The organism is Streptococcus sp. CF8_St5-11, from assembly GCF_024295625.1.
GTDB lineage: Bacteria > Bacillota > Bacilli > Lactobacillales > Streptococcaceae > Streptococcus.
Genome location: NZ_JANCOJ010000003.1, coordinates 112,751 through 136,696, shown reverse-complemented (window position 1 = coordinate 136,696; position 23,946 = coordinate 112,751). Strand labels below are relative to the sequence as shown.

25 protein-coding genes are annotated in these 23,946 nt (G+C 41.9%); 1 reads left to right on the top strand and 24 read right to left on the bottom strand.

The annotated features are described in order from the left end of the window. The 5 genes from essB to NMM13_RS07400 all read right to left on the bottom strand — a co-directional run bounded on the left by essB (position 1) and on the right by NMM13_RS07400 (position 5,429). On the bottom strand, positions 1–1,290 hold the full coding sequence (gene essB, locus NMM13_RS07420; protein ID WP_254728327.1) for a type VII secretion protein EssB: 1,290 nt from the start codon (positions 1,288–1,290) through the stop codon (positions 1–3). Between the two features lies 1 nt (position 1,291). Then, on the bottom strand, positions 1,292–1,534 hold the full coding sequence (locus NMM13_RS07415; RefSeq protein WP_003013697.1) for an EsaB/YukD family protein: 243 nt from the start codon (positions 1,532–1,534) through the stop codon (positions 1,292–1,294). Further along, positions 1,535–1,990: a type VII secretion protein EssA gene (gene essA / locus NMM13_RS07410; RefSeq protein WP_118095929.1), complete on the bottom strand. Its 456-nt coding sequence runs from the start codon at positions 1,988–1,990 to the stop codon at positions 1,535–1,537. It lies immediately after the preceding gene. Next, positions 1,987–5,010, bottom strand: a complete 3,024-nt coding sequence (gene esaA, locus NMM13_RS07405; RefSeq protein ID WP_247923564.1) for a type VII secretion protein EsaA — start codon at positions 5,008–5,010, stop codon at positions 1,987–1,989. The genes essA and esaA overlap by 4 nt, the downstream gene beginning before the upstream one ends. Positions 5,011–5,141: 131 nt before the next feature. After that, complete coding sequence (locus NMM13_RS07400; RefSeq protein WP_003009979.1) at positions 5,142–5,429, bottom strand: WXG100 family type VII secretion target; 288 nt, start codon at positions 5,427–5,429, stop codon at positions 5,142–5,144. Positions 5,430–5,905: 476 nt separating this feature from the next. Between NMM13_RS07400 and NMM13_RS07395 the strand changes: the two genes are divergently transcribed. Further along, complete coding sequence (locus NMM13_RS07395) at positions 5,906–6,457, top strand: hypothetical protein (protein ID WP_118095931.1); 552 nt, start codon at positions 5,906–5,908, stop codon at positions 6,455–6,457. A 54-nt stretch (positions 6,458–6,511) separates the two neighbouring features. Here NMM13_RS07395 and NMM13_RS07390 read toward each other — a convergent pair whose 3' ends face one another. From NMM13_RS07390 to NMM13_RS07300, 19 genes are all read right to left on the bottom strand, one after another. After that, positions 6,512–8,362: a proline--tRNA ligase gene (locus tag NMM13_RS07390; protein WP_003009975.1), complete on the bottom strand. Its 1,851-nt coding sequence runs from the start codon at positions 8,360–8,362 to the stop codon at positions 6,512–6,514. 15 nt (positions 8,363–8,377) lie between these two features. Beyond that, positions 8,378–9,637 carry an RIP metalloprotease RseP gene (gene rseP / locus NMM13_RS07385; RefSeq protein ID WP_254728325.1) on the bottom strand — a complete coding sequence of 420 codons (1,260 nt, stop codon included), beginning with the start codon at positions 9,635–9,637 and terminating at the stop codon, positions 8,378–8,380. A 36-nt stretch (positions 9,638–9,673) separates the two neighbouring features. Beyond that, on the bottom strand, positions 9,674–10,477 hold the full coding sequence (locus NMM13_RS07380) for a phosphatidate cytidylyltransferase (RefSeq protein WP_023919527.1): 804 nt from the start codon (positions 10,475–10,477) through the stop codon (positions 9,674–9,676). A gap of 9 nt (positions 10,478–10,486) precedes the next feature. Continuing rightward, the gene (locus NMM13_RS07375; RefSeq protein ID WP_254728323.1) at positions 10,487–11,236 is read right to left on the bottom strand and encodes an isoprenyl transferase; all 750 of its coding nucleotides are present in this window, start codon (positions 11,234–11,236) and stop codon (positions 10,487–10,489) included. 154 nt (positions 11,237–11,390) lie between these two features. Further along, a complete protein-coding gene (gene yajC, locus NMM13_RS07370) occupies positions 11,391–11,717 on the bottom strand; it encodes a preprotein translocase subunit YajC (RefSeq protein ID WP_003004444.1) in 327 nt (108 codons plus the stop codon). A gap of 156 nt (positions 11,718–11,873) precedes the next feature. Beyond that, on the bottom strand, positions 11,874–12,119 hold the full coding sequence (locus tag NMM13_RS07365) for a hypothetical protein (RefSeq protein ID WP_003009969.1): 246 nt from the start codon (positions 12,117–12,119) through the stop codon (positions 11,874–11,876). Between the two features lie 225 nt (positions 12,120–12,344). Then, a complete protein-coding gene (locus NMM13_RS07360; protein ID WP_254728321.1) occupies positions 12,345–14,474 on the bottom strand; it encodes an AAA family ATPase in 2,130 nt (709 codons plus the stop codon). Positions 14,475–14,829: 355 nt separating this feature from the next. Then, positions 14,830–15,129, bottom strand: coding sequence for a hypothetical protein (locus tag NMM13_RS07355; protein WP_049523162.1), 300 nt, complete (start codon positions 15,127–15,129; stop codon positions 14,830–14,832). An 18-nt stretch (positions 15,130–15,147) separates the two neighbouring features. Beyond that, positions 15,148–15,528 (bottom strand): type III secretion protein, encoded by a 381-nt coding sequence (locus tag NMM13_RS07350; protein ID WP_254728319.1) that lies wholly within the window; start codon positions 15,526–15,528, stop codon positions 15,148–15,150. Then, on the bottom strand, positions 15,507–17,114 hold the full coding sequence (locus tag NMM13_RS07345) for a lipase family protein (RefSeq protein WP_254728317.1): 1,608 nt from the start codon (positions 17,112–17,114) through the stop codon (positions 15,507–15,509). Before NMM13_RS07345 ends, NMM13_RS07350 begins: the two co-directional genes overlap by 22 nt. Continuing rightward, positions 17,114–17,497 carry a DUF1310 family protein gene (locus tag NMM13_RS07340; protein ID WP_254728315.1) on the bottom strand — a complete coding sequence of 128 codons (384 nt, stop codon included), beginning with the start codon at positions 17,495–17,497 and terminating at the stop codon, positions 17,114–17,116. Before NMM13_RS07340 ends, NMM13_RS07345 begins: the two co-directional genes overlap by 1 nt. A gap of 185 nt (positions 17,498–17,682) precedes the next feature. Beyond that, the gene (locus NMM13_RS07335; RefSeq protein WP_254728313.1) at positions 17,683–18,081 is read right to left on the bottom strand and encodes a DUF1310 family protein; all 399 of its coding nucleotides are present in this window, start codon (positions 18,079–18,081) and stop codon (positions 17,683–17,685) included. 108 nt (positions 18,082–18,189) lie between these two features. Next, positions 18,190–18,954, bottom strand: a complete 765-nt coding sequence (locus NMM13_RS07330; protein ID WP_003016067.1) for an amino acid ABC transporter ATP-binding protein — start codon at positions 18,952–18,954, stop codon at positions 18,190–18,192. A 19-nt stretch (positions 18,955–18,973) separates the two neighbouring features. Beyond that, positions 18,974–19,660 (bottom strand): amino acid ABC transporter permease, encoded by a 687-nt coding sequence (locus NMM13_RS07325; RefSeq protein WP_254728311.1) that lies wholly within the window; start codon positions 19,658–19,660, stop codon positions 18,974–18,976. A gap of 3 nt (positions 19,661–19,663) precedes the next feature. After that, positions 19,664–20,356, bottom strand: a complete 693-nt coding sequence (locus NMM13_RS07320; protein WP_254728309.1) for an amino acid ABC transporter permease — start codon at positions 20,354–20,356, stop codon at positions 19,664–19,666. A gap of 66 nt (positions 20,357–20,422) precedes the next feature. After that, positions 20,423–21,301 (bottom strand): transporter substrate-binding domain-containing protein, encoded by an 879-nt coding sequence (locus NMM13_RS07315; RefSeq protein WP_254728307.1) that lies wholly within the window; start codon positions 21,299–21,301, stop codon positions 20,423–20,425. A 27-nt stretch (positions 21,302–21,328) separates the two neighbouring features. Continuing rightward, entirely contained in the window at positions 21,329–22,330 is a 1,002-nt protein-coding gene (locus NMM13_RS07310; RefSeq protein ID WP_254728305.1) for a uroporphyrinogen decarboxylase family protein, read from the bottom strand. Positions 22,331–22,429: 99 nt separating this feature from the next. Next, complete coding sequence (locus tag NMM13_RS07305) at positions 22,430–22,630, bottom strand: hypothetical protein (protein WP_254728303.1); 201 nt, start codon at positions 22,628–22,630, stop codon at positions 22,430–22,432. Between the two features lie 18 nt (positions 22,631–22,648). Continuing rightward, a complete protein-coding gene (locus NMM13_RS07300) occupies positions 22,649–23,719 on the bottom strand; it encodes a uroporphyrinogen decarboxylase family protein (protein WP_254728301.1) in 1,071 nt (356 codons plus the stop codon). Positions 23,720–23,946: the final 227 nt, after the last annotated feature.

Genomic DNA, 23,946 nt, shown 5'->3' with positions numbered 1-23,946 from the left:
CTACTCCTTGTGTTCGCTAGACTCAGTTGAGCTTGCTGTTGTAGAAGACGAGCTTTCTGTTGAGGAGGCTTCTGTAGACGAAGCTGTTGTCGAACTGCTGGTTGAAGCTTTGGTTTCATCTTTCTCTGCTTCCAAGAGTTCAGAGCGAGCATCCCAGTATTTCTTATATTCGCCTTCTAACTCAGAGAGTTTCTTCTCGCGTTGTTCACCAGAGAGTTTTTCGCTATCACGTGTCGCCTTGATTTCTTTGCGAAGAGCATAGATGATCAAGTCTGAATCGTCGATCCGCTTGGCTGTATCCAATGCTTGGGTAAAGTCATGACGGCCGATATAGATCCAGTAGTGGAGATAGAGACTGTCTGACTTGAGCGTGACGTTGTTGAGGATGACCTTCTTTTGGTCCTCTGAGAAATTCAAGCCTTGCAAGTAAGACGTCGCCAACTCGTATTTCTGTGTCGTTGGAAGACTGCTTGGAGCCACTCCCTCCAACTCATCGATCACACCGGTGTAGTCTACTTTAAGAAAAGCAGTATCCGCTTGAAGCAACTTTTCTTTAAAGGGGGCTTGGAAAAAGACCAAATAAATCAAGGGCAAGAGTAAGAGGGCCACTACAGCTGAAAGCCATACTGTTGCCAACTTAAAGATTCGGTGTTGACGACTTGAAACCAAGGTCAAGGTCTTTTCTTCCTCTTCCTTGCGTTCTTGGTAGGCTTTCTCTAAGAGAGCTTTCATCTCTTCTAAGCTAGCAGCATCACGGATTTCTACCAAGAAATCAGGCAGATCTTCTAATTCAAGTGTGCCTTGATAGAGCTCCATGAAATCCCAGTCCCCAAAAAGAGTGACCGCATAGCACTTGGCCTGCCGCAAGAATTCAACCTGATCCCACTTGCGTGGCACCATCATTCCCGGCACCCCGCGATAAGCGATCTTGACTTGCGCATCCTTGGTCACAAACAAATTGATAGGATGCAACATAAAGGTCACCGGAAGCTCCAAGGCTGGCGCCAAATCCAAGACATTGATAGCTAGACGCAGACGGTCTGAAACCGGTAATGCCTGGATTTCTTCTGCACTCAAGCCTAGCGCGTCTGTCTGATAGGTCAGATGAATCTGGTCTTGATCCGCTGTCATGCTTTGCTCTAAAAACAAGGGATGATGGAGATCCAAAATCCATAAATTGCGTAAATCCTGGCTATCCACTTCTGAACGCTTAAGGTCCAGCCGCCAGCTCGTTTCTTCTTTTTCAAAACGGAAGACTTGTTCTTCCAGTGTAAATTGTTCTTCTTTCACCTTACCACTCCTCAATCTCGATCAGATCACCACTCGTGATCGGATACTCCTGTACCACCTTGCCTTCATCCAGCAAGATGCCTTTATTTACCACGCGCAACTGATACTTGCTTCTAGGCTCCATGGCAGACCCAAAGATCTGATCCAATTCCCGAATCAAGCGTCGCACCTCCATCCGCGTTGGGATTCGGAGGTCATGGCTTGCACCATTCATACGGAAGGTGACATTGATATGTTGGTCCATTTAGGCCTCTTTTCTATAGATTCGATAGGAAATATAGCCAGCAATCCCAAAGAGAAGAGCACTCCAAGCCAGCATTTGCAAGGCTGGAATAAAATCCGACAAGCTGGCCGAATTGTCCTCCACATTGGACTCGAATTTAGATAATTTTTGATTTTCAGGCTGGAACAGGTCCGCTTCAGGCCCCGTTTTTTTCTTTCCCCTTATAGCAGAAAACAACTGGCCGTCTGAATCGGTCAATTGTTTCTCTTGCTTGCGTTTTTCATCTGCTAATTTTTTCTGATCCTTCTCATTGAAAAGAGACTCAGTCGCATCCAATTGGCCCCCAAGTGTCTTTTCCTGCTCTGTCTCAAGACGTGAGTTGTTGACCTGCAGACGATTATCAATAAAATCATCTGCAGAAACAACAACCGCTGGCAAGAGACTTAAGACAAAGAGAAGATACATCATTTTTTTCATAAGCTTGATTCAATTTCCTTTGTTTGAGTAAACTTCTTAGGAATGAAGATATTGGCAACCGCCAAAAGTCCGAAGAAGACCAACAATCCGAAGAAGACGCCGATACCGGCTGTTTGTCCATCAAAGTAACCCGCAAACTGTCCTTCTAAAATAGAAAGGAGGTTGACATTTTTCACCAGTGCTGGAAGGCCTGACAAGGTCGCGGTCGTTCCGATCGCGCTTGATAGGTAGACATAGCTGATCAACATGAAGAAGGCCAGTCCCATTCCAATCACACGGAAGTGTTTCAAAAGAAGGTATTGTAGTTGTACCAAGACAAAGCTTGCTAGAACCGCTAAGAACACCCATGAAGGTACATATTCACGACCAACAGAGAGTTGAATACTTGAAATCATTCCGATCACCAGTCCAAGGATGAGAGAAAGTCCCACAAGGACACCGACAGACAAGAGATCTGATTCTTGCAAACGATCCAATTTGAAACGATCCTTAACCTTGCGAATGATTGGTTGAGTCGCAAAGAGATAAGCTGTAAAGAGACTCAAGACTTCCAACATAAAGATCCAGATAAATGGACGGTAGACGTTGATAGTCGCTTTCACAGAAGAAGATTTCTCTGCAACTGGATTTGACAAGAAGTCGAGCAAGACTTCATTCGGCACTCCGTTTTCATAGGCATTGTTGAAGACCTTACGGAAGGCTTCGACGAAGTTCCCATTTTCAGACAATTCCTTGTCGAATTCACCCATCAAGCTCTCTGCATTGCTAGACAATTTCTCTGTATTGCCTTGGGCTTTTTCCAATTCTTTGTTCAATTGGCTAAAGATTTCATTGGTAGAGTTAGCAGCTTCTACATTGCTACGAGATGAGCTCTTAACGCCTTCTGTCGAGCTCAATAATGACGTGTATTCAGAACCAAGAGCTGACAAATCTGCATCGGTCTTGGTTTGAGCCTGTGTCACTGTTTCCTGCGCTTTTGAGATCTCTTCTAGGCGTCTTTGAAGGTCTGCATACTGCTTCAATTGATCGTTGATATTTTGGGTTAGATCCTTGTTGGTGTTTTCGATTGCTTGAAGATTTGCCTGCAATTGTGGTCCCAAGTCTTGCAACTGTTTAAGGGTACCATCTAACTGGGCTTTCACACTCTTCGTTGCATCCCCAGATTCATCCGTTTCAATACTCTTACGGTAGTCCTTCATGTTACTTGAAACGGCAGCCTTCACGACATCGACCAAAGCATTTGTCAAATCCATATCTTCGATCGGATCATAGAGCGAATGACGATCTCCCTTGTCATCTTTTGGATAGTAAGCATCGATCAATGCTCCCGCGCGTTGATAATCCAGGGCGATTTCACTAGCTTTCGATGCATAGTTAGCGACAGCTGTTTTCAAGTCTTCTGCAGATACAGTCACACTGGTTGAAGAAACTCCATTCACAAGGACTTCAACATCAATCGCGCTTGGCATAGCTCCTCCATCTTCAACAAGGTGAATTTGAATTTGTTTGCCATCTTTCAGTTCGACTTCCTGCTCACCACTGCCTGCATAAGTCTGTCCATCATAGGTCCAGGTATCAACCTTAACTCCTGCAGGTACTTGAATGCTAACTTTTTGTTTTCCAGATTTAGCATTGAGAACATTCGCAACTGCCGTTAATTTAGCATCCACTTCAGCAGCCAATCGTTTCAAGTCATCTGCGTTCCCTTTTGCTTGCCCCTTCGTTCCAGCAAAAGCACTATCAAAATCAATCGCTGCGTTGAGATTCCCATACTTATTCAGATTAAGACTAGCAGGATCTAAAGACGGAAGTTTTTCAATTGCTTGACGAATGTCATCATCCGCTTTATCTCGAGCCTTGCTGATAGTTTCGATTTTTGGCTTTCCAAGCAAGGTACGAAGAGTGACTTTGTCTCCTTCATTTAGACCATAGTAGTCAAGGATCTTCGCTTTTACAGAAGACTCGATGTTCTTTTCGTGCTCATCTAATTTGTCGCGTTCTGCCTTGATCCCTTTTTCGAGGTCTGCCACACGATCATTCACATCTTTTGTCAAGCCTGCATAAGTCTTGGTACCTGAAGCATCTCCTTCTGTTTCAGTTGGTTGACTCAATTGTTTGGTAATTGCTTCTTGGTTTTGTTGTAGATTCTTATACAACTCTTGGGTCTTTTCACTGACAACAGACTGGTTCATAGACATCAGCTGGTTCATGAACTCTTCATGGCTGATCTTGTCCTCAGAGCGTTGTTTGATCAATGTGTCGAAGTTTTGACCGTACTGATCCTGAGATTGGGTCAATTGATCAAAAGCCTGTGTATAAGACTCAAGGACTGTCTTCAAAGCATTGTTCGACTCGACAGAAGACGTAGACAAGCTATAGAGACTTGGAAAGATATTCTTCGAATCTAAAGCCGAATCCAGCAAGTTGCTTCGGTATGAACCAATGTTGGTAGATTGAATTTTGTTACTTGTTTCCACGTTCTTCTGAGCTGTATAAAGGTTGCTCAAAATGCTGACCATATACATATCAACCAACTGGCTATTCAAGTCTGAAACGATATCTTTAGCGACTTTATTGGCCTCGTTTTCAACCTGAGAATTTCCAGCCGCATTGACCTTATACGTCACCGTGGTCTTCTCTGCATTAACCGCATTCACTTCCAAGACCTTCTCTGAGAAGTCACTTGGAATGACAATCATCAACTGGTACTTGCCATCTGCAAGCCCTGACTCAGCGGCTCCACGAGGGAGTACAGACCAGTTTTGCGAATTATCCCGTTCGATATTCTTTACATAGCTAGCCCCAAGGTTGTATTCTTTATCATTCAGTTTGACCGCTTTGTCTTCATTGACAACCGCAATATTAAGCTTGGTGTTTTCTGTCGTTTGTACGGTCTTGGCTTCGTTTTGCTTTTGGTCCTTTTGAACCGTCGTATAAAGACCCACTACAGATCCCATCAAAAGGAGCACAACTGCACTCTGACCGATGTATTTTAACCATTTTTTCTTTTTCACTTCTATACCTTTTCCTTTTTCTAATTCATAGATACAAAATAGGGGTTAGGAATTAAGAATCTAACCCCTATTTTCTATATATCAAAAGACAAAAGGGTGATCTACCTACAAGAAGTAAGATCACCTCCAAGACTATCTTAGTGGATTTGTGCAGCGATATCTTGGTCAGTTTGTTCAACGATATCAGCAACTTTGATCAATTGAGCGTTGATGTCTTCCAACAATTGAGCGAATTGTTTGATTTTTGGAGACAATTCGTTGAATTGTGCTTCAAAGCTATCAAATGCAGATCCATCCCAGTTTGCGTCGATGACTTGTTGTTCATGAGTCAAAGTGTTAAGGATTTGATCGATTTCTTGAGAACCTTGTGAATAGCGTTGTGCTGATTGACGTAGTTCTTCCGGAGTTAATTTAATTTGAGCCATATGTTTCTCCTTTTGGGCTGATACCCTAATATTTTTTTCATAAACAATACATTTAGTACGAATTAGTAAAAATCCAAAAAACTGTATATTTACCTTTTCACTCCCTATTTGTATTATTTACTTAAAGATATCTTAATGAAATATTGCGAGAAAGTCAAGTTTTGAGCCCCAACTGATAAAATATTGTAACTTTGTTACATTTTTGAAATAATTTGTTATACAAACGTAACATATATCTGAAATTCCTTGCCCCAGTAGTCTCCAACTAGTATTATTTCTGATAAGAAAAGAAGACACTCTGTCCTGTTATATTAACTCGACACATAGATAAAAAATGTTGATTTTAGGTTATTTTAGATACAATCTTTGATGATTTTTGTATATTTTTTCATTTTTAAAACTTTTATGGTATAATGAAACCTGTTCAAAACTTGTTTCATACAAGATCGAACACCATTAACCTATAAGGAGTATATATGAAAAAATTTCTACTTGTCTCTGTCTGTCTACTAGCTCTTACCGCTTGTAGCCAAGGCCAACAAGGCAAAGGGACTACTAACGCTTCTTCCAAGCAAGAGGCCACTCAAACCAAAAAGGAGCAAGTCCAAAACAAGACCTTTGTTAGTGACCTCGGCGATCACCACCAAAACAAAATTCAAATCGGCTACAAAAAAGATGAAATTGTCTCTTTTACTTTTCTTAGTTTTGAACCCATTTCCTCAGATTTGCAAGACATGGATCTTTCCGAGTTAAAGGAAATCTACCAAGAAGAATTAGAACATAGCGATATCTATAAAAGCTTAAATGGCAAGCCTGGTCTTAGCTTCCGCATTCAAATTTCGAAAGATAAACAATCCTATGCCAAGGTCTTACAAGCTGACTTCTCAAAAATCAAGAAAGATGAGTTTGCTTCCATCTACGGGGATCAAGGGGAGGAAGAAACAGCTGAGTTCAAGAAATACCTCAATGGCAAACCTCAAGATCTCTTTACCTATTTCAAAGATCAAGGCCTCAAAGAAGAAAAATAAATAGAGCTTCCTGAGTTTCATCACCACACTGGTGAGAGCTCAGAAAGCTTTTTCTTATTTGTTCAAGATTGAAAGGGTTTCAAGGAGATTGTCCGCATGAACTTCGATGGTATCTCCTGTTGCTTTTATTTTCACTTCTACGATACCTTCTGCTGCTTTTTTACCAACTGTTACACGGATTGGAAGCCCAATCAAATCACTATCACTGAATTTGACACCAGCGCGTTCATTTCGGTCATCCACCAAGACTTCGTAGCCTTTATTCACCAAGGCTTCTTCGATCCGATCGGTCAAAGCAAGGCTCGCTTCATCCTTGACATTGACTGGAATCAAATGCACATCAAATGGCGCCAATTCTTTAGGGAAGTTAATTCCCCAAGCGTAACGGTATTCCCCTTTTGGAGTCTTATTGACAAAGAGGCGAGCATGTTGCTCCATAACGGCTGAAAGAAGACGGCTGACACCGATTCCGTAGCAGCCCATGATGATTGGAACCGCACGACCGTTTTCGTCCAAGACATCTGCTCCCATGCTAGCGGAGTAGCGTGTGCCGAGTTTGAAAATGTGACCGATTTCGATCCCACGTGCAAAGTTCAAGACCCCTTTCCCATCTGGTGAGATTTCGCCTTCACGAACTTCACGGATATCGACGTATTCTGCAGTAAAGTCACGTCCTGGGTTTACACCAGTCAAGTGGTAGCCTGTTTCATTGGCACCGACTACTGCATTGCGGCTGTCTTGGACCTTGCGGTCTGCGATAATCTTAACATTTTCAGGAAGATCTACTGGACCGAGAGAGCCAAAATCAGCTCCCAATAATTCTTTCACTTCCACTTCGGTTGCAGGTTCAAAGAAATCTGCGCCGAGATGGTTTTTCAACTTCACTTCATTGAGCTGATCATTACCTACGAGAAGGGCAACAACAGGCTCACCATCTGCGATGTAAACCAAAGTCTTGATAGTAGCTTCTTCTGGAACATTCAAGAATGCAGCTACTTCATCAATCGATTTGACACCTGGTGTTTCCACGCGTTTCACTTCTTCTTCTGCTACGACACGGTTACTTGGCTTGTATTCGTTAGTAGCCATTTCCAAGTTCGCAGCATAGGTTGATTCACTTGAATAGGCAATGGTATCTTCACCAGAGACCATCCATTTGAGCAATTCTGCTTTGATTTCTTCTTGGACTTCTGCTGGGATCTCATCAAATGATGCGACAGACTTGTCTAAAACAACCCAACGGTCCAAGTCTGTACGAGCAGGTGTAACAGCCATAAACTCTTGGCTATCTTTTCCGCCCATGGCACCACCATCACCGATGATGGCTTTGTAGTCGATGCCACTGCGTGTGAAGATCCGCTCATAAGCTGCCTTGTATTCATCATAAGTGACATCCAAGCTATCGTAGTTAGCATGGAAGCTATAGCCGTCTTTCATGATGAACTCACGGGTCCGAAGAAGACCGTTCCGTGGACGTTTTTCATCGCGGTATTTTGGTTGAATTTGGTAGAGATTCAACGGCAATTGTTTGTAAGATTTTACTGAGTCGCGCACAATAGCGGTAAAGGTTTCTTCGTGAGTTGGACCTAAGATAAAGTCAGAGCCTTCACGGTTTTTCAACTTATAGAGGTCTTCCCCGTAAGTTTCGTAACGACCAGATTCACGCCAGAGATCCGCACTCAAAAGGGCTGGAGCAAGCATTTCTACTGCTCCAATTTTTTCGAATTCTTGGCGCATGATGCCTTTTGCTTTTTCAATCACTCGATTTGCTAGTGGCAGATAAGAATAGACACCAGCTGATACTTGGCGAACATAACCTGCACGCAACATCAAAGCATGGCTAATGACTTGGGCATCGCTTGGCATTTCGCGAAGCGTTGGAATCAACATTTTACTTTGTTTCATGGACAATATCCTTTTCTATTTCAAAAATAATTTCATAATATCATTCCAGGTGACAGCAATCATCAAAATAACCATTACAGCTACACCTGCAAGCGTCATATAGGTTTCTACTTCTTGTTTCAGTGGCTTTCTCCGGACAACCTCGATCAAATTGATCAAGATTTTCCCTCCATCCAAAGCCGGAATCGGGATTAGATTGAAGATCCCAATATTAATAGAGAGCATGGCCATAAGAGACAAGACTGCTGGAATCCCTAATTGAGCAGCTTGTGAGCTGGCATTGTAGATGGCAACCGGACCACCCAGTTTATTGAGACTAAAGTGGAAAATGATATCTTTCAAAGCTCCCAAAATCCGTGTCGCTGTATTCCAGGTATCTGTAAAACCAGACAAGAGTTTATCTACAAATCCTGTCTTGAGGCCATTTGTCACACCCAAATAGTAACGATTCCCTGACTTGGTTGGCTTCACTTTGACTTCTTTTTCTTGGCCGTCTGTTTTGACTTTCAGGGTCAATTCAGGAGCCGTCTTGCTGTCCTTGGTTGCTTTTTCGACAGCATCTGTCAGCTCATCCCAGTTGCTAACGGTATCGTTGTTGACTTGAAGGATCTGAACATTGCTTTTGACACCGACCTTAGCCAGCGCCCCATCGGGTGCCACCTGAACATTGTTGCTGTAGTAGTCAATCGCACCACCGCGCATAAAGGCTAAAAGTGAGTAGACGACAATACTGAGGATAAAGTTGTTCATAGGACCCGCAAAGTTGGTGATCAACCGTCCCCAAATGCTGGCATTCTGATACTGAACATCTCTCGGTGCAATCCGCACCTCTGTCCCATCTTCCTCAACGATGGTCGCATCATGATCGACATCATAAGTCTTGGTCTCATCGAGAACCAAGCCAGTAATTTCTAGTTTTTCTTCAAAGTCAAACTGGGTAACATTCATGGGAAGGGCTGTCTGATCCAGATTCTTTCCCGAAAGATTGATCCGGACGACCTTGCCAGCCTCATTTAGCGTCAAGCTGACAGGCGTTCCGGTTTTAATCTCAGTTGTATCTTCACCCCAGCCAGCCATCCGAACATAGCCACCTAAAGGTAGAATGCGAATCGTATAGGCTGTTCCATCTTGACCAATATGGGCAAAGATCTTTGGACCCATCCCGATCGAGAATTCTCGCACCAGGATGCCCGATTTTTTTGCAAAATAGAAATGACCAAACTCGTGAACGAGAACGATCACTCCAAAAATAACAATAAAGGCAATAAACTGCATCGTTCTATACGTGGTTTCCTTTCTATCTCTTCTGTCTTAGAACAAGCCCAAGAAATGCATCAAGGGAAAGACAAAAATCAAACTATCAAAGCGGTCTAGAACACCACCATGTCCTGGAATAAATTTCCCAGAATCTTTCACACCGAAGTGGCGTTTAATCGCACTCTCTACCAGATCTCCAAACTGACCTGCGATACTAAAGAGGATGGTAAAGAAGATCATAGCAAGAAAACCATGTCCACCCGCCACAGAACGATCCACGATCATATAGATCACAGTTACCGCAACTGCAGACAAGATTCCCCCAAGACTGCCTTCAATCGTTTTATTAGGAGAAACCGCAGGCATGAGCTTGCGTTTCCCAAACCGACTTCCTACTAGATAAGCACCTGAATCTGTAGCCCAAACAATAAAGAGGGCTAAAAGAACCTTATCAATACCAGCAATTCGCGCATCTACTAAGGAATGGAAACCAAGTCCAACATAAAAGCTAGACGCAATGGGATAGACCACATCTTCATAATTGTAATTCTGAGCAAGAACAGTTGTTCCCATGAGAATCAAGACAACCAAACCATAAGCAATCATATTGCCATCTGCTGGAAGGTAAGGGAGGTAGTCCTCGATCGGCAACGTCAGGACGAAGGCCGCTAACATGGCCAGCGCTCCTTCAAAGGTCGCTGTCTCAAGCCCCTTCATCTTGAGCAATTCATGAACCCCTAGCATGGCGATCAAGCCAATCACAATCTGGAAGAACACCCCTCCAACCATTACTGTTGGAATGAAAAAGAGCAGGGCAATTCCTCCAAAAATCACACGTTTTTGTAAATCTTTCGTCATCATCTTCTCCTAAACACCACCAAATCTCCGATGGCGATGGCTATATTCTACTATGGCACTTCGTAGTGCTTCCTCTCCAAAATCTGGCCACATCACATCTGTGAAATACAACTCACTGTAAGCAGCCTGCCAAGGAAGGAAATTACTCAAACGGATCTCTCCGCTGGTACGAATAATCAAATCCGGATCCCTTAGGACACGTGGCAAACTCTCGGTATAGAGAGAATCAGCGATCATCTCTTCTGTGATATCTTCTGGGCTAAACTTCGCATCCAAGACTTCTTGGGCGATCTGCTTCACGGCCTGGGTGATCTCAGCACGTCCACCATAATTGAGCGCGAAATTCAGGATCAAGCCTGTATTGAGATGGGTCATCGCTTCTGCTTTTTCCAAAGCCTCCAGCGTTTCTTTTGGTAATTTCTTGGTATCACCGATCATTTGAATCTTGACATTATTGCGATGCAATTCGGGGACGAAACGACCATAAAACTCAACCGGCAAGTGCATGATGAACTTGACTTCATCTTCAGGGCGTGTCCAGTTTTCGGTCGAAAAGGCATAGACAGTCAGGACCTGAACCCCCATATTTTTTGCTGCAATCGTCACTTCTTGGAGAGCTTCCATCCCTGCCTTATGACCGAAGACGCGCGGTTGCATCCGCTTTTTCGCCCATCGACCATTGCCATCCATAATGATCCCAATGTGTTTCGGGACTTCTAAAGGTATCTCGATTTTTTCTTTTTTCTTAAAACGAAACATGTTTTTCTACCTATTTCAATATTTATCGCTTCATTATACCATAAATCCCCATAAAATAGGGACTCTGGCCTCTTTTTTGAACCAGCAGGACTTTCCTTCATCACGTCGTCCTATTTGCCCACCAAAAAAGAGGCCTTTGCCTCTTCTTTGATGATTATTCTTCGATGGCTGAATCGGCATCTGAGCTAGCGCCTTCTGTAGCAGTAGCTGAGATTCCTTCTGATACAGGAAGAACTGTTTTGATCGCTCCCAATTCAAAGGTCAGGTAGACACCATCAACATCCAAGACAACGGTCTTGCGATCTGTATCGACTTCATCGATGGTTCCGTACAAGCCACCAATCGTGATGACTTCATTTCCTTTTTGAAGTTTATTCAAACTTTCCATCCGTTTTTGATACTGTTTCTTTTGGCTACGGCTCATGAAGTACATCAAACCGACCATAAGAACGAGCATAATTAGCAAACTTCCGCCTTGCATATGTTTCTCCTTTAATTTTCATATATGCTATACTATATCAAATTTCGCCCGTCTTTTCAAGTTTTCCCATCCTCTTCAAGTAAAATCAGACTCCAGTCTCAGAGAAGAGGCAAGTTTTGATGAAAAAGAAAAAAACCACGAAAAGTGGGCTACTGACTAGTCAATCGTAATGCCATACTTTTCATGATTCTCATCATACCAATCAATCAAGGCCAATGCCGTTTGATAGGTAATATTTTTGATTTTACTCGTTCCCTTCGTCAAAGTCGCCAAGCTCATTTTGCTGATGTTTGTTTCAGTTGCGACACGATAGCTCGTCAAGCGACCGTCAACCATCAGTTGAACAACGGCTTCCACTTTTCTGTATTCGGGAGTTGAGTAGATATCAATTGTATTGCTCATCTTACTTCCATTCCTCAAATTTTATTCTTGTATAGATTATATACTTATTTTCTTTATTTATTAATAATTTTGCTCAAATTGGATTAATTTCACTAATTATTGATGTTTTTTTAGCTCAAATAGGAGGATTTTGGCCTTATACGGCGAATAATTTCCCCCAGGTGGGAAGAAAAAATAAAGACTGCTATATGATAGCAGTCTCTATTTTTCACAAACTAATTCGCCTTAATCTGCTTGTTTATCAGCGTTTTCTTCCTTCTTTGTGTCTTTTTCTCTGATCACAAGGACACCATCTTCCATGTCTGCTTCGAGATGTTTGGCATCCAAGTTATCCAAGTGGAAGTCTGTGACTTTGTCACGGATTTGTTGTTCAACTACCCGACGGAGTGGACGAACACCCATCACTTCATCATAACCTTCTTCAGTCATGTATTCTTTAGCTGCATCGCTCACTGCCAAGTCGATTTCTTTCTTAGAAAGGGTCTTATTGACATCTACCAACATCAAATCAACAATCTTAGAAAGATCTTCCTTGCTCAAGTGTGAGAATTCAATGACAGCGTTGAAACGGTTCAAGAATTCTGGACGGAAGTAAGGTTTCAATCGATCCATGAGTTCTGGTTTGTCCGCATCTTCTGTTAAGTTAGCTTCGTAACCAAAACCTGCGTTTGAAGTAGCGATAATCACAGTGTTCTTGAAGTTGACCGTGTTCCCTTGACCATCTGTCAAACGACCATCATCCAAGACTTGAAGGAGAAGGGTGATGACTTGAGGATCTGCCTTTTCAATTTCATCAAGAAGGATGATTGAGTAAGGGTTACGGCGAACACGTTCTGTCAAGGTATTGCTGTTATCATCGTAACCAACATAACCAGCTGTTGTACCAATCAATTTAGAAACGGCTGTGCGGTCGCTGTATTCTGACATATCCAAACGGATGATAGCATCTTTGGTTCCGAACATATCAAGAGCCAATTGTTTAGCCAACTCAGTCTTACCGACACCAGTAGGACCTACAAAGAGGAAGCTACCGATTGGACGGTTCCCTTCGTCAAATCCTGCACGGTTCCGACGGATAGCACGCGCTACTGCTTCAACGGCTTTATCTTGACCGATAACCTTAGTTTGCAAACGGTGACCCATATCTTTCAAACGTTCGATATCAGTTGCACCCATTTGAGACACTGGAATACCCGTCATCCGTTCTACAGATTCAGCCACATCGTTGATTGTTGCCGTTACTTTATGGTCTTCCGTATGGTTTTCAATTTTCTTTTCAAGTTCTTCGATACGAACTTTTGCATTAAGAGCTGCTTCGTAATCTTCTTTAGCAGCTGCAGCTTCTTGTTTAGCTTTTTCTTCTTCAATTTCATGTTCCACAGCATGGACATCTGTTACTGGATGTTGGGCTGCCAAGTGAGCAGCTGTTACATCGACCAAGTCAATAGCCTTATCAGGCAAGCTACGTTGTGGAATGTATTGGATCGAATAATCAACCGCTGCTTTCAAAACTTCATCTGGCAAGATGACATTGTGGTGTTTTTCATAAAGATCACGGATCCCTTGGAGAATCTTGAAAGTATCTTCAGCTGATGGAGCATTGACTTTCACTTCGTTGAAACGACGAGCAAGAGCTGCATTCTTCAAGATGGTGTTACGGTATTCATCTTGAGTAGTTGCCCCAATGACTGTCAATTCCCCACGTGAAAGAGCAGGTTTGATGATATCCGCAAGACCTTTAGAGCCTTGACCATCACCTGTGCTACCTGCACCAAGGATTTGATGGATTTCATCAAAGAAGAGAATAACATTTCCCATAGCTTTGACTTCTTGGATCAGATTTTGAATATTTTCTTCAAAGCTACCACGGTATTGCGTACCAGCTTCTAGACCAGAAATATCAATCGAGATGATTTCTTTATTCTTGATAGCAGCTGGAACATCCCCGTTCACAATAGCTTGTGCCAAACCTTCTACAACTGCTGTTTTACCAACACCGGCATCCCCTACAAGGACAGGGTTGTTCTTGGTACGACGAGACAAAATTTCAGCAGTTTCTTGAATTTCTTTATTACGTCCGATGACCGGATCCAATTTTCCTTCACGAGCTTCTTCGGTTAAGTTACGACCAAGTTTTGCAAGGATCCCATCTTGTTTCATTCCTTTACCTTGATGGTGTTGCACTTGCTCGCTTCCGTCATTTGGAAGTTGACCAGTTTGGCGGTAAATAGCGAATTCTTCTGGTGTCACTTCACGACCGTTGATCATGTAGCGACGGCTTTCAGAACGAAAACCACCCATGTTGCCCATTAGTTGATTGAAAAGATCATCCATATTGTTAAAGTTGTTATTCATATTGTATACCTCTAATTTACATAATTTTAATTCATTCTTGAAAATTAGCAGACCAATTGGCTGCTGTTTGATTGTTTACATAATTTTAATTCATTTATTTAATAATAGCCCTACAGGCTAACAGTTTCTATTTTCCCTTTTATCAATTAGTTGTCTTAATTCTGGAAATAGCATATCACCATCTCCCTTCCACTATTGATCTTGTAAACCAGTGGTATTTTCAACCTCTTTTTGTTTACATAAATTATTATAACGCAGACTGAATTCTTTGTCAACACTTTTTTACATAATTTTTAAAATTTATTAAAAAAATCTGGAGTCACTCCAGATTCCATATTTAAATAGAAGTTCTTGGCTAGATAGATTTAAATTTACCAGCTTTTTCTTGAATAACCGTCTGTACATTTTTAGCAAATTGACCCACCATGGACTGATCCAGTTGCTTTCCAACGACCTGGACGTCTTCTTCGGCTACTGTTGTAATCGCAGTCAAGCCATCATTGTAACGTTTCTCAACTCCTGCCTTGCAGGTCAATAAAACGGGCGCATAGACAACACGGATTAAATCTTTTTCAAGTTTCTTTCGGCTTTCGATGATCCTCATCTTATCTTTCATATCTAAATCAAAGAAATCTTTGACTGGACTATCACCCATACTTCCTCCTCTTCTATACTATGAAACTTTATCTTGTGCAAACTCCTCTTCCAGTTGGCGTCTATCTTTCCGGTAGGATTGCCATAAATTCTCTTCCTCGATTTCGATCTGTTTTAAGGCTACTTGTGCAGCTTCTCTAGCTTCGAGATCATACTCTTCGATACAGCGATGGAGTGACTCCCATCCACAATTGACATCAACCTCCTGCTCTTGTAAGAAGGAAGCTGCCATCGCAAACTCTTCTTCCAACATCTGGGTGAAGAGCTGCTGTTTTCTTTCCACTAGGCAACGCTTTTCATCTAACTCCAAGCGCGCTTTTTGGAACTCTCTTTCCAAGTGGTCTAGTTTCTTTTCCTTTTTTGAAAGAGTAGATGAAATTAATAAGCTAGTTGTTCCCACTGGTTCATTTCTCCTGCTATTTCTTGATCTTTTGTTTTTAAGAGTTCAATTCCTGCATTCACTTGCTCATTTAAAGCATGGAATTCATTCGATAAGGACTGATATGCAGCCAAACGGTTGTCGAACCTTTCTCTTACTTCAGTGACAACTGTTTGCCTTGTTGCACCAGCCTGTGCATAGGCCTCTTCTACTTCGGAAAGATTGAGAATGAAGCCTTTCGGAACGGTCTGTAATACTTTCTCCAAAGCTTCTAAATCTGTATCCAGTTGTGCCTTAGATTTCTGAGCTTGCTCCAGCCCTTCATCCACTACTCGAATCAGCTCATCAGAAGCCAATCGCGCCTGCAAAGCATCAAGATAAATCCGTTCACTTGAGCTCAGTCCACCACCTGTTTTTTGCAATTTATCCTTTAGGCGATAGTAAACCTTCATCCGCTCTTCAATGATTTCCTTCCGAGTGATGGCTTCCGTTCCCTTTTCAAGAACCAAATTCCCATCCTTATCATAGATATAACCATGCATCATGTGTTGCAGGCCAATATTTTTCAAATTCTTCGTTTTGAGGTGCTTAACAATCCCACTGGCACCCTTGCTTCCAGAATCTGGATAGCCCAAACTAACCAAATCTTTATGGTCAATGTGGTTGTAGATCTTATACTTCAGCGCATCTATACGCGCTTTTTGCTCTGGTGTTAAGATGGAGTAGGCATTAGGACCATTGTATAGATGGACGGTCCCAATATGAGAAGCTTCCTCTTCCGTCAAACAGGCAAGAGCATACTGAATATTCATAGATCCCAGAGAGTGACCATATAGATCAATCTTGGCATTGGGGTATTTTCGGATCACCTCTTTCAAATGAGCTGCAGCATCTTTAAATTGCGGAGGCGGGAAAGTCCCTCTATCTTTGTTGTATTCTTTTAAAATGGTAGCTCCAATAAATACTGGAAACTTTGCTTGACTATCAATTAGAATGTCCGTTCCCATACCATATAGATTTGCTTTCGCCTCACGATAAGCATTTGTTATTGGATTACTTCTAATACTCTTGACAAAGCTTTTTACATTATTTCCAACATTTTTATCAAGTAAACTAAACGGATAACTAATCAGCTCCGAAATATTATAATCGGCAGTTTCGTCCCTTTTTTTCAAATTATCCTTAATCTTATCTCTGGTGAATCTTTTCGCATAATCTGCCGCATAGTTCGCCGCTCCATTGGGACCAAGAATGTTAGAAGCCGCTGGTAAATCAGTCCTTACCCAATCCGTAAATGTATCATGAAGTAATTTTTGTGTACTTGTTTCAGTTTCAGATCCCTTCATCAAAACTGTCACGTCATGGATTTGAGCACGCGCTTCATCAGAGGTAGTATAGGGGACTGCTTTTTGTTGAGCACCTTGACCATTATTAGTAAGAACGAAGACCTGCTCCTCATTGTCATTTACATTATCATAGATATGAGCGACATTGCCAATGTATTCTCCAGTTTTCAATCGTACATCCTGATTATAGCTTTCTATCTCATACTCTTTATACGCAATTTCTTTCTTTATTTCATCTGAAAATGATTTATCAAAAGCCATTATTTACCTCTTAATTCATCTGATAATTCTCCTGAGATGACATAACCATTTTGTTCAAATTTGCCATCTGATTCCTCTGTTAAAGTTGTTGTAATTGTTAGGTTATTATCATCATTGATTATAACTTTTATTATTAATCCTCCCATTGGATTATACTTCAATGAATTTTCATTTATCTTGTAACTTTTTATAACTCCTTTATCTGTAAATGCATTTGGATCTTCTTGCCTTAATAAATTTTCAATCACATCTTTTGCTTTCTTGCTCTCTGCGATTTGAATCATTTCTTGTTTCTTGGCAGATTGTCCATTTAAAAAGCTACATCCCCCTAAGCTCAGGCTAAATACTACCATTATCAACACAATAAATTTACTTTTTTTCATCTTCTTCCCATTCTTTCTTCAGGTTTCTTAGAATTTATTATACAAAATTCTATTCATACCTGAAATGTTACTTTTGTTAAAAAATATTGCCAAATCGTTACAAGCACTAGCTATTAATGTAACATATTGGTTTTGATCCAGAAATGTTTCTATTTACCTATATTAGGGTATTTACCTAAATGAGTCTATTTTCCAGTCTCTTCTACTTTACTTAACAGATCATCTAATCTTGCTGAAATACCGTAACTACCTGCTTCGAACTGTCCTGAATCCTCCATTTGAACAGTCGTATCGATCGTTAACTTTTTATCGCCATTGATAACGAGAGATACATTCATGCCTCCCATTGGATTGTATTCCAATTCACCTTTTATCAAGGTATAGGAGTGAATGACTCCTTCTGAAGTGAAAGCTTTAGGATCGATACTGATTAACAAGTGTTTTATCGCTCGCTCCATTTTCGTGCTTTCTGCTATCTGAATCATTTCCCTTCTCTCAGCAGCTTTATCTGTAAAAAGACTGCAGCCTCCTAGAAACAAAGTCAGTAAGAATAGTAGCATTAATCGTTGTTTTTTATCAGTCATATGTTCCCTCTCACTTATATTATTCGTAATGATTTTTAAAAAATGACCCAATTTTTAAGAATTTTTTCCAGATTCTAAAAAACACACCCTTACTGGGTGTGTCTCCTGTTAAATCATATATTCGACGCTATAAGTGGCATCGGATAAAATCCGTGAAAGGAATTGTTTGGTTCTCTCTTCCTTTGGACTGTTGAAGAATTCATGCGGTTCATTTTCTTCGATGATGTGTCCGCCATCCATAAAGATAACGTGGTTGGCTACATCACGCGCAAAGCCCATCTCATGGGTTACGACAACCATGGTCACTCCTTCTTGGGCCAATTGCTTCATGACATCTAAGACGTCACCGACCAACTCTGGGTCTAACGCTGAAGTCGGCTCATCCAGCAAGATCACGTCTGGTTTCACTGCGATGGCACGCGCGATTCCGATTCGTTGCTGCTGGCCCCCTGACAATTGAGAAGGATAGTAATCCTTGTAAGCGAGGAGACCAACTTTTTCAAGGGCTGATTCTGCCCGTTGGATGGCTTCTTCTTTTGGAATCTTCCGAGCTACAACCAGTCCTTCTAGGATATTTTCAAGCGCTGTTTTATTGGCAAAGAGATTGTAATGCTGGAAGACAAAGGCTGTCTTTTGCCGGATTTCTAGAATCTCTTTTTTGCTGAGTTTTGAGAGGTCATATTCTTTTCCACCTAAGGTTAGGTGGCCTGTATCTGCCTTTTCCAAGTGGTTGAGGCAGCGAAGGAAGGTTGTTTTTCCTGATCCAGATGGCCCCAAAATAACGACGACATCCCCTTGGTTGACCTTGAGATTAACATCTACCAGGACCTGGTGGTCCTTAAATTTTTTCGATACGTGTTCTACTTCTAACATCTTCTTATTTCTCCTTCTTCTATGCGAGTGTCAGGCGTTTTTCTAAGCGATTGAATCCCCACTGAATCACCCCACAAATGACAATATAAAGAATAAAAATCACTAGATAGGATTCAAAATATTGATAGCCATAAGAAGCTTCTACCTTGGCAATGGCGGTGATATCCTTGATGGTCATGACAAAGACAAGGGAGGTTCCTTTGACCAAGTTGATAACCAAGTTACACAAATTGGGAAGGGCTGAACGCAAGGCTTGTGGAAAAACAATGCGGATATAGGCTTGGCGATTGGTCAAACCAATGGCTTGCGCTGCTTCTAGCTGGCCCTTATCCACCGTCAGAATGGCTGACCGGAGAATTTCAGCAAGACTCCCTGTTGTCATCAAGCTAAAGATGATAAAGGCATAGTAAATGGGATTGATCTCAAAGACATTAAAGTGACTACCAATACTCTTAAAAAAGCTATTTAAGAGGCTGGGAAAGAGACTATAAAAGAAGAGAATCAAGAGAATCGGAGGTGTCGCGCGGATAAAGGCTAAGTAAATCACTGAGAAACTGCGAACACCTTTGACCTTATAAATCTGACCGAGTGCCAAAAAGAGGGCTGGAAGAAAACTCAAGAGAATCGATACGACCATGATCAGAAGGGTCACTGGAACACCACCCAAGGTGGCTAGAAATGTTTTACTAATAAAATTGAAATCCATAAGCTACCTTTCTGTTACACTGAGTCGTTTCTCAAGGAGTTGAGCGGAGAAGGAGATCACAAGGGCAATTGCCCAGTAGATCACTGCTACGGCTGTATAAGTCTCGAGGGAATAATTCCCAAGATTGCGGCTGATCAAGTTATTTCCTGCTCCCATGATATCGATAAAGCCAATGGTATAAGCCAAAGCGGCATCGCGCATGAGGTTCAAGATAGCCGTCGTCATATTTGGAAGAGCCACACAAAAGGCTTGGGGAAGGACGATCCGCCAAATGGTCTGAGCTGGTGTCAATCCGATACTCAAGCCTGCCTCCATCTGGCCTTTGGGAATGGCCAAATAGGCTGCCTTGAAGACCTCAGAGATCATCGCGGCAAAGAGAAGAAACATGGCCACAAGGACAAAGACAAACTTGGACCAGTGATCAATGTCAATGCCCAACCACCAGTTCAAAAATTGGGGGAGCCCGTAAAAGACCAAGAAGAGCAAGACAATCGGAGGGGTACAACGCAAAGTAAAGACATAGCCTTTTGCCAGACCTGCTCCTACCTTATCTTCAGATACTTGTGCCCAAGTCAAAACCAAGCCAAATGCAGAACCGAGAAGCGTCGTTAACACCATCAAAGCTAGGGTCGCTGGTAGAGCTTGGACCAAGGTTGGAAGAAATGACCAGACCTTGGAAATGTCGTATGAGACCATGTTTCTTTTCCTTTCTGTATCCGGATAGAAATAAGGAAGCTGGGGCAATACGCACCCAGTTTCATTTTATTTTTCTTTATCTACATAACTGAAGACATCTTCACCGAAATATTTTTTCGACAATTTCGCAAGCGTTCCATCTTTTTCCAATTCTTTGATGGCCTTGCTGTAGGCTTCCGCAAATTTTTCGTTTTTCTCATCCTTATGGATCAATGGATAAGTTGGAATTCCTTTGTAGGCAAACCAGCTAAGTTTGTCTGCATATTGGTGGTAAGAACCATCTTTATCTGTGACAGCTTTTTCAAAGGAAAGTTTGATGTCAAAGAAGGCATCGTAACGACCTTCAAGTACCCAAGCATAAGCATCTGCGACTTTGAATGATTCAGCAGCTGTTAATTCGATTTGTTGGTCCTTATGCTTTTCATTGTATTCTTTAATAACATTCCATTGCGCATTTTGTGGTGAAATTGGAACCAATTTCCCTTTTTCTTTCGCGAAGTCATCGATGTTCTTGTATTTATCCGCATCTTCTTTCCGTACGGTAAATCCAATGATACTTGCTCCGATTGGTTCTTTTGGAATGATAAATTTCTTGGCGCGTTCTGCGGTATACCAAGCTCCTTTGGTTCCGATATCGTATTTACCAGATTCTAGACCAATCAAGAGGTCGTCGTCACTTGTTCCAGTGTACTCAAACTTGTAGTCTGGTAATTTTTCGTCAATGGCTTTGAGAACGGCTACTTCATAGCCATCTGATTCTCCTTTTTCATCAACGAAATCATAAGGCACATAGTTTTGCGTGTGGGCTACTTTCAAGGTTGTTACTTTATTAGATCCTGTTGATCCTTTGCTGTCGTTTGCGTGGTTCAAGCTTCGACCAATAATCGTTGCACCTGCAAGGGCAAGAACGGCTACCCCACCGATAATCCATGTTTTTTTACTCATACTCTCTTTTCTCTCTTTCTCTTTTCCTTATTCTGCTGCAGCTTCACGAACCCATTCAATTCGCTCTTCATCAATGTCACTTGGAATCGTACAATCGGCACCGATGACCAAGCCTGTGGTTCCAGTTTCTGCGATGATGCGTTTGGTTTCTGCTTGAATCGCAGCCTTGTCTCCTGTATAGAGAAGACCAGTTTTGCCATTTTCAAAGCCACCCAGAACCGTACGTCCACCGAAGATTTCGCGTCCTTCTGCTAGGCTGATGCCTTCTGGTCCAACTGCCCAGTTAATGACTTGAGCTGGGTAGTCTGTGAAGAGATGGATATCATTGCGAGCTCCTTCGTAGCCACAGATATGAAGGATATTTACCCCACCTGCTTCATTGGCTACTTCTAAGACATGGAGTTCACTCGGTGCAATAATATTTTTATAAACTTCTTGGCTCACGCGCGCATCTTGGATACTTTGAACACTGAGGTAGATCCCGTCTGCTCCTGCTTCTTTAATGATGCGTTGGCTCAAACTTGCAATATCTTGACCAATGGTATCCAATACTTTTTTAAGAGTTGCTGCATCTTGATCGATAAAGTTTGCGATCAAGTCATCTCCACCTGACACTTCTCCGACCAACCATTTGAAGTAGGTCACCGGAGCAAAGATGTTGTAGATGGCTACAATGTCCTCTTCAAAACCGGCACGGATTTTTTTCACAAGCTCTACCTGCTCTGTGATCCATGGATGATCGGCTCCGAGCGGTTCAATCCCTGCCAAGTCAGAGATGTTTTCAAGGCCTTTGTGAATGGATGGGTTTGGATAAGCAAAGTAACCATCGCTCATAAGTTTAACAAAGTCTGGTTGAACCTTGTGAAGGAAGTTTTGATGACCCTTCAGGTTTTTTTCAATAATTTCCGGATTGGAAAATCCTTTCAACCATTCTTCTTCTGTTGTAAAATGGTGCCAAAATCCAACTGGCACACGGTCAACTTTTTCTCCTTTGAATACTTTTAAGACTAATTCTCTTTTTGCTGACATGTTCTTACCTCGTTCTATTCTTTTCTTGTTTGTTATCTTAACACTTCAATCATTCTTTGACTAATATATATTTTTTATCAAGTTCTTCATCTTTTTTTATCACTGTCCGTCTAGAAGTAGAAGTCCAGCTAGATCAGATGGGCGCATGAGGGAGAGACTATGGGCTGGAATTTTCTCCAATTTTTCGATGTCCGGATCTTTCCGTGCAATCCCATGACTGCTTGCTAAAGCGACTTTACTTAGCCCTAGAAGCAAAAACAAAACGGTTACTACGATACACCATACATTGATCTTTTTCATCTCCCTCTCCTTTCTTTTTTACAAGACGGCTGCTTGACGCACCCAGTCTAAGCGTTCCAATTGGAAATCGTCTGGTACGGTACAGTCTGCCCCAAGGATCAAACCGCGGCTTCCGGCTTCAGCCACCAAGCGACGCGTTTCTTGCTCAATAGCTGCTCGTTCCCCTTGGTAGAGCAAACCTTTCTTGCCGTTGACAAAGCCACCCAAAACGGCACGATCGCCGAAAAGTTTACGACCTGCGGCTAGGCTAAGGCCTTCATGATGGGTCGCCCAGTTAATGACTTGAGCTGGATAATCCTTGAAGAGCTCCACTTCATTGCTAGCCCCTTCAAAACCACAGATATGAAGGATATTGATACCTCCAGCTTCATTGGCCGCTTCTAGGACAGCGATATTGCTCGGTTCAATGATCTTGCGGTATTCTTCATCTGTCACTCGCTCATCTTGGACCTGCTGGGTTGAGAAGTAAATCCCTTCAACACCTGCTTCTTGGATCAAGCGGCGACTTAAAGTAGTGATGTCTCCTGCAATCACGTCAAGGACATGAGCTAAAGTTTCTGAATCCTCCTTGATAAAGTCTGCAATCACTTGGTCTCCACGGGATTGATCCGTACGGAACCAGCGTTTCAAATAAGAAATAGGCGAGAAGATATTGTAGAAAGAAGCAATCTCTTCATGGAAATGGGAACGAATCTCCTTGACCACTTCAATCTGTTTTTCAATCCAAGGATGATGCTCTCCAATCGGTTGAATATCTTTCAATTCTTGGATCGATTGGATCTCTTTCGAATAAAGAGCACTCGGATAGCGGAAGAAGCCATCGCTCATGATCTTGACAAAATCAGGTGAAATTTCTTCTACATAGTGTTGGTGGCCCTTAATACTTTTTGCTACTACAGCCGGATTGTCTAGACCCAATTCTTTTTCTTCTTGGGTCACATAATGGAGCCAAAATCCTACAGGGATTCGTTCTACTGTTTCACCTCGAATGGCACGAAGAACCAATTCTTTTTTACTCATACTGTGAATCCTCCTCAATATTTCTCCAACAGAAAGACTAACTGCTTTCCTTCTGGAATTTGTAACCATGATATCACCTCGAAAAGTAGCTGACTAATATATTTTCCCTATCAAGTCCTTAAAATTTCTTTATTAAGGAAGGCATCAAAAAAACGCAAGCCCTTGAAAATAGGGACCTGCGAGTATCTTTCTTTATTGCTTCATTTTAGAAGAAAAGGACCGCTTTGATCTTTTCTTGATCCGGTTATAGCAGAAAACTATACCCCTTCTTTTAAAGGAAAAAGTGGCATCTATTG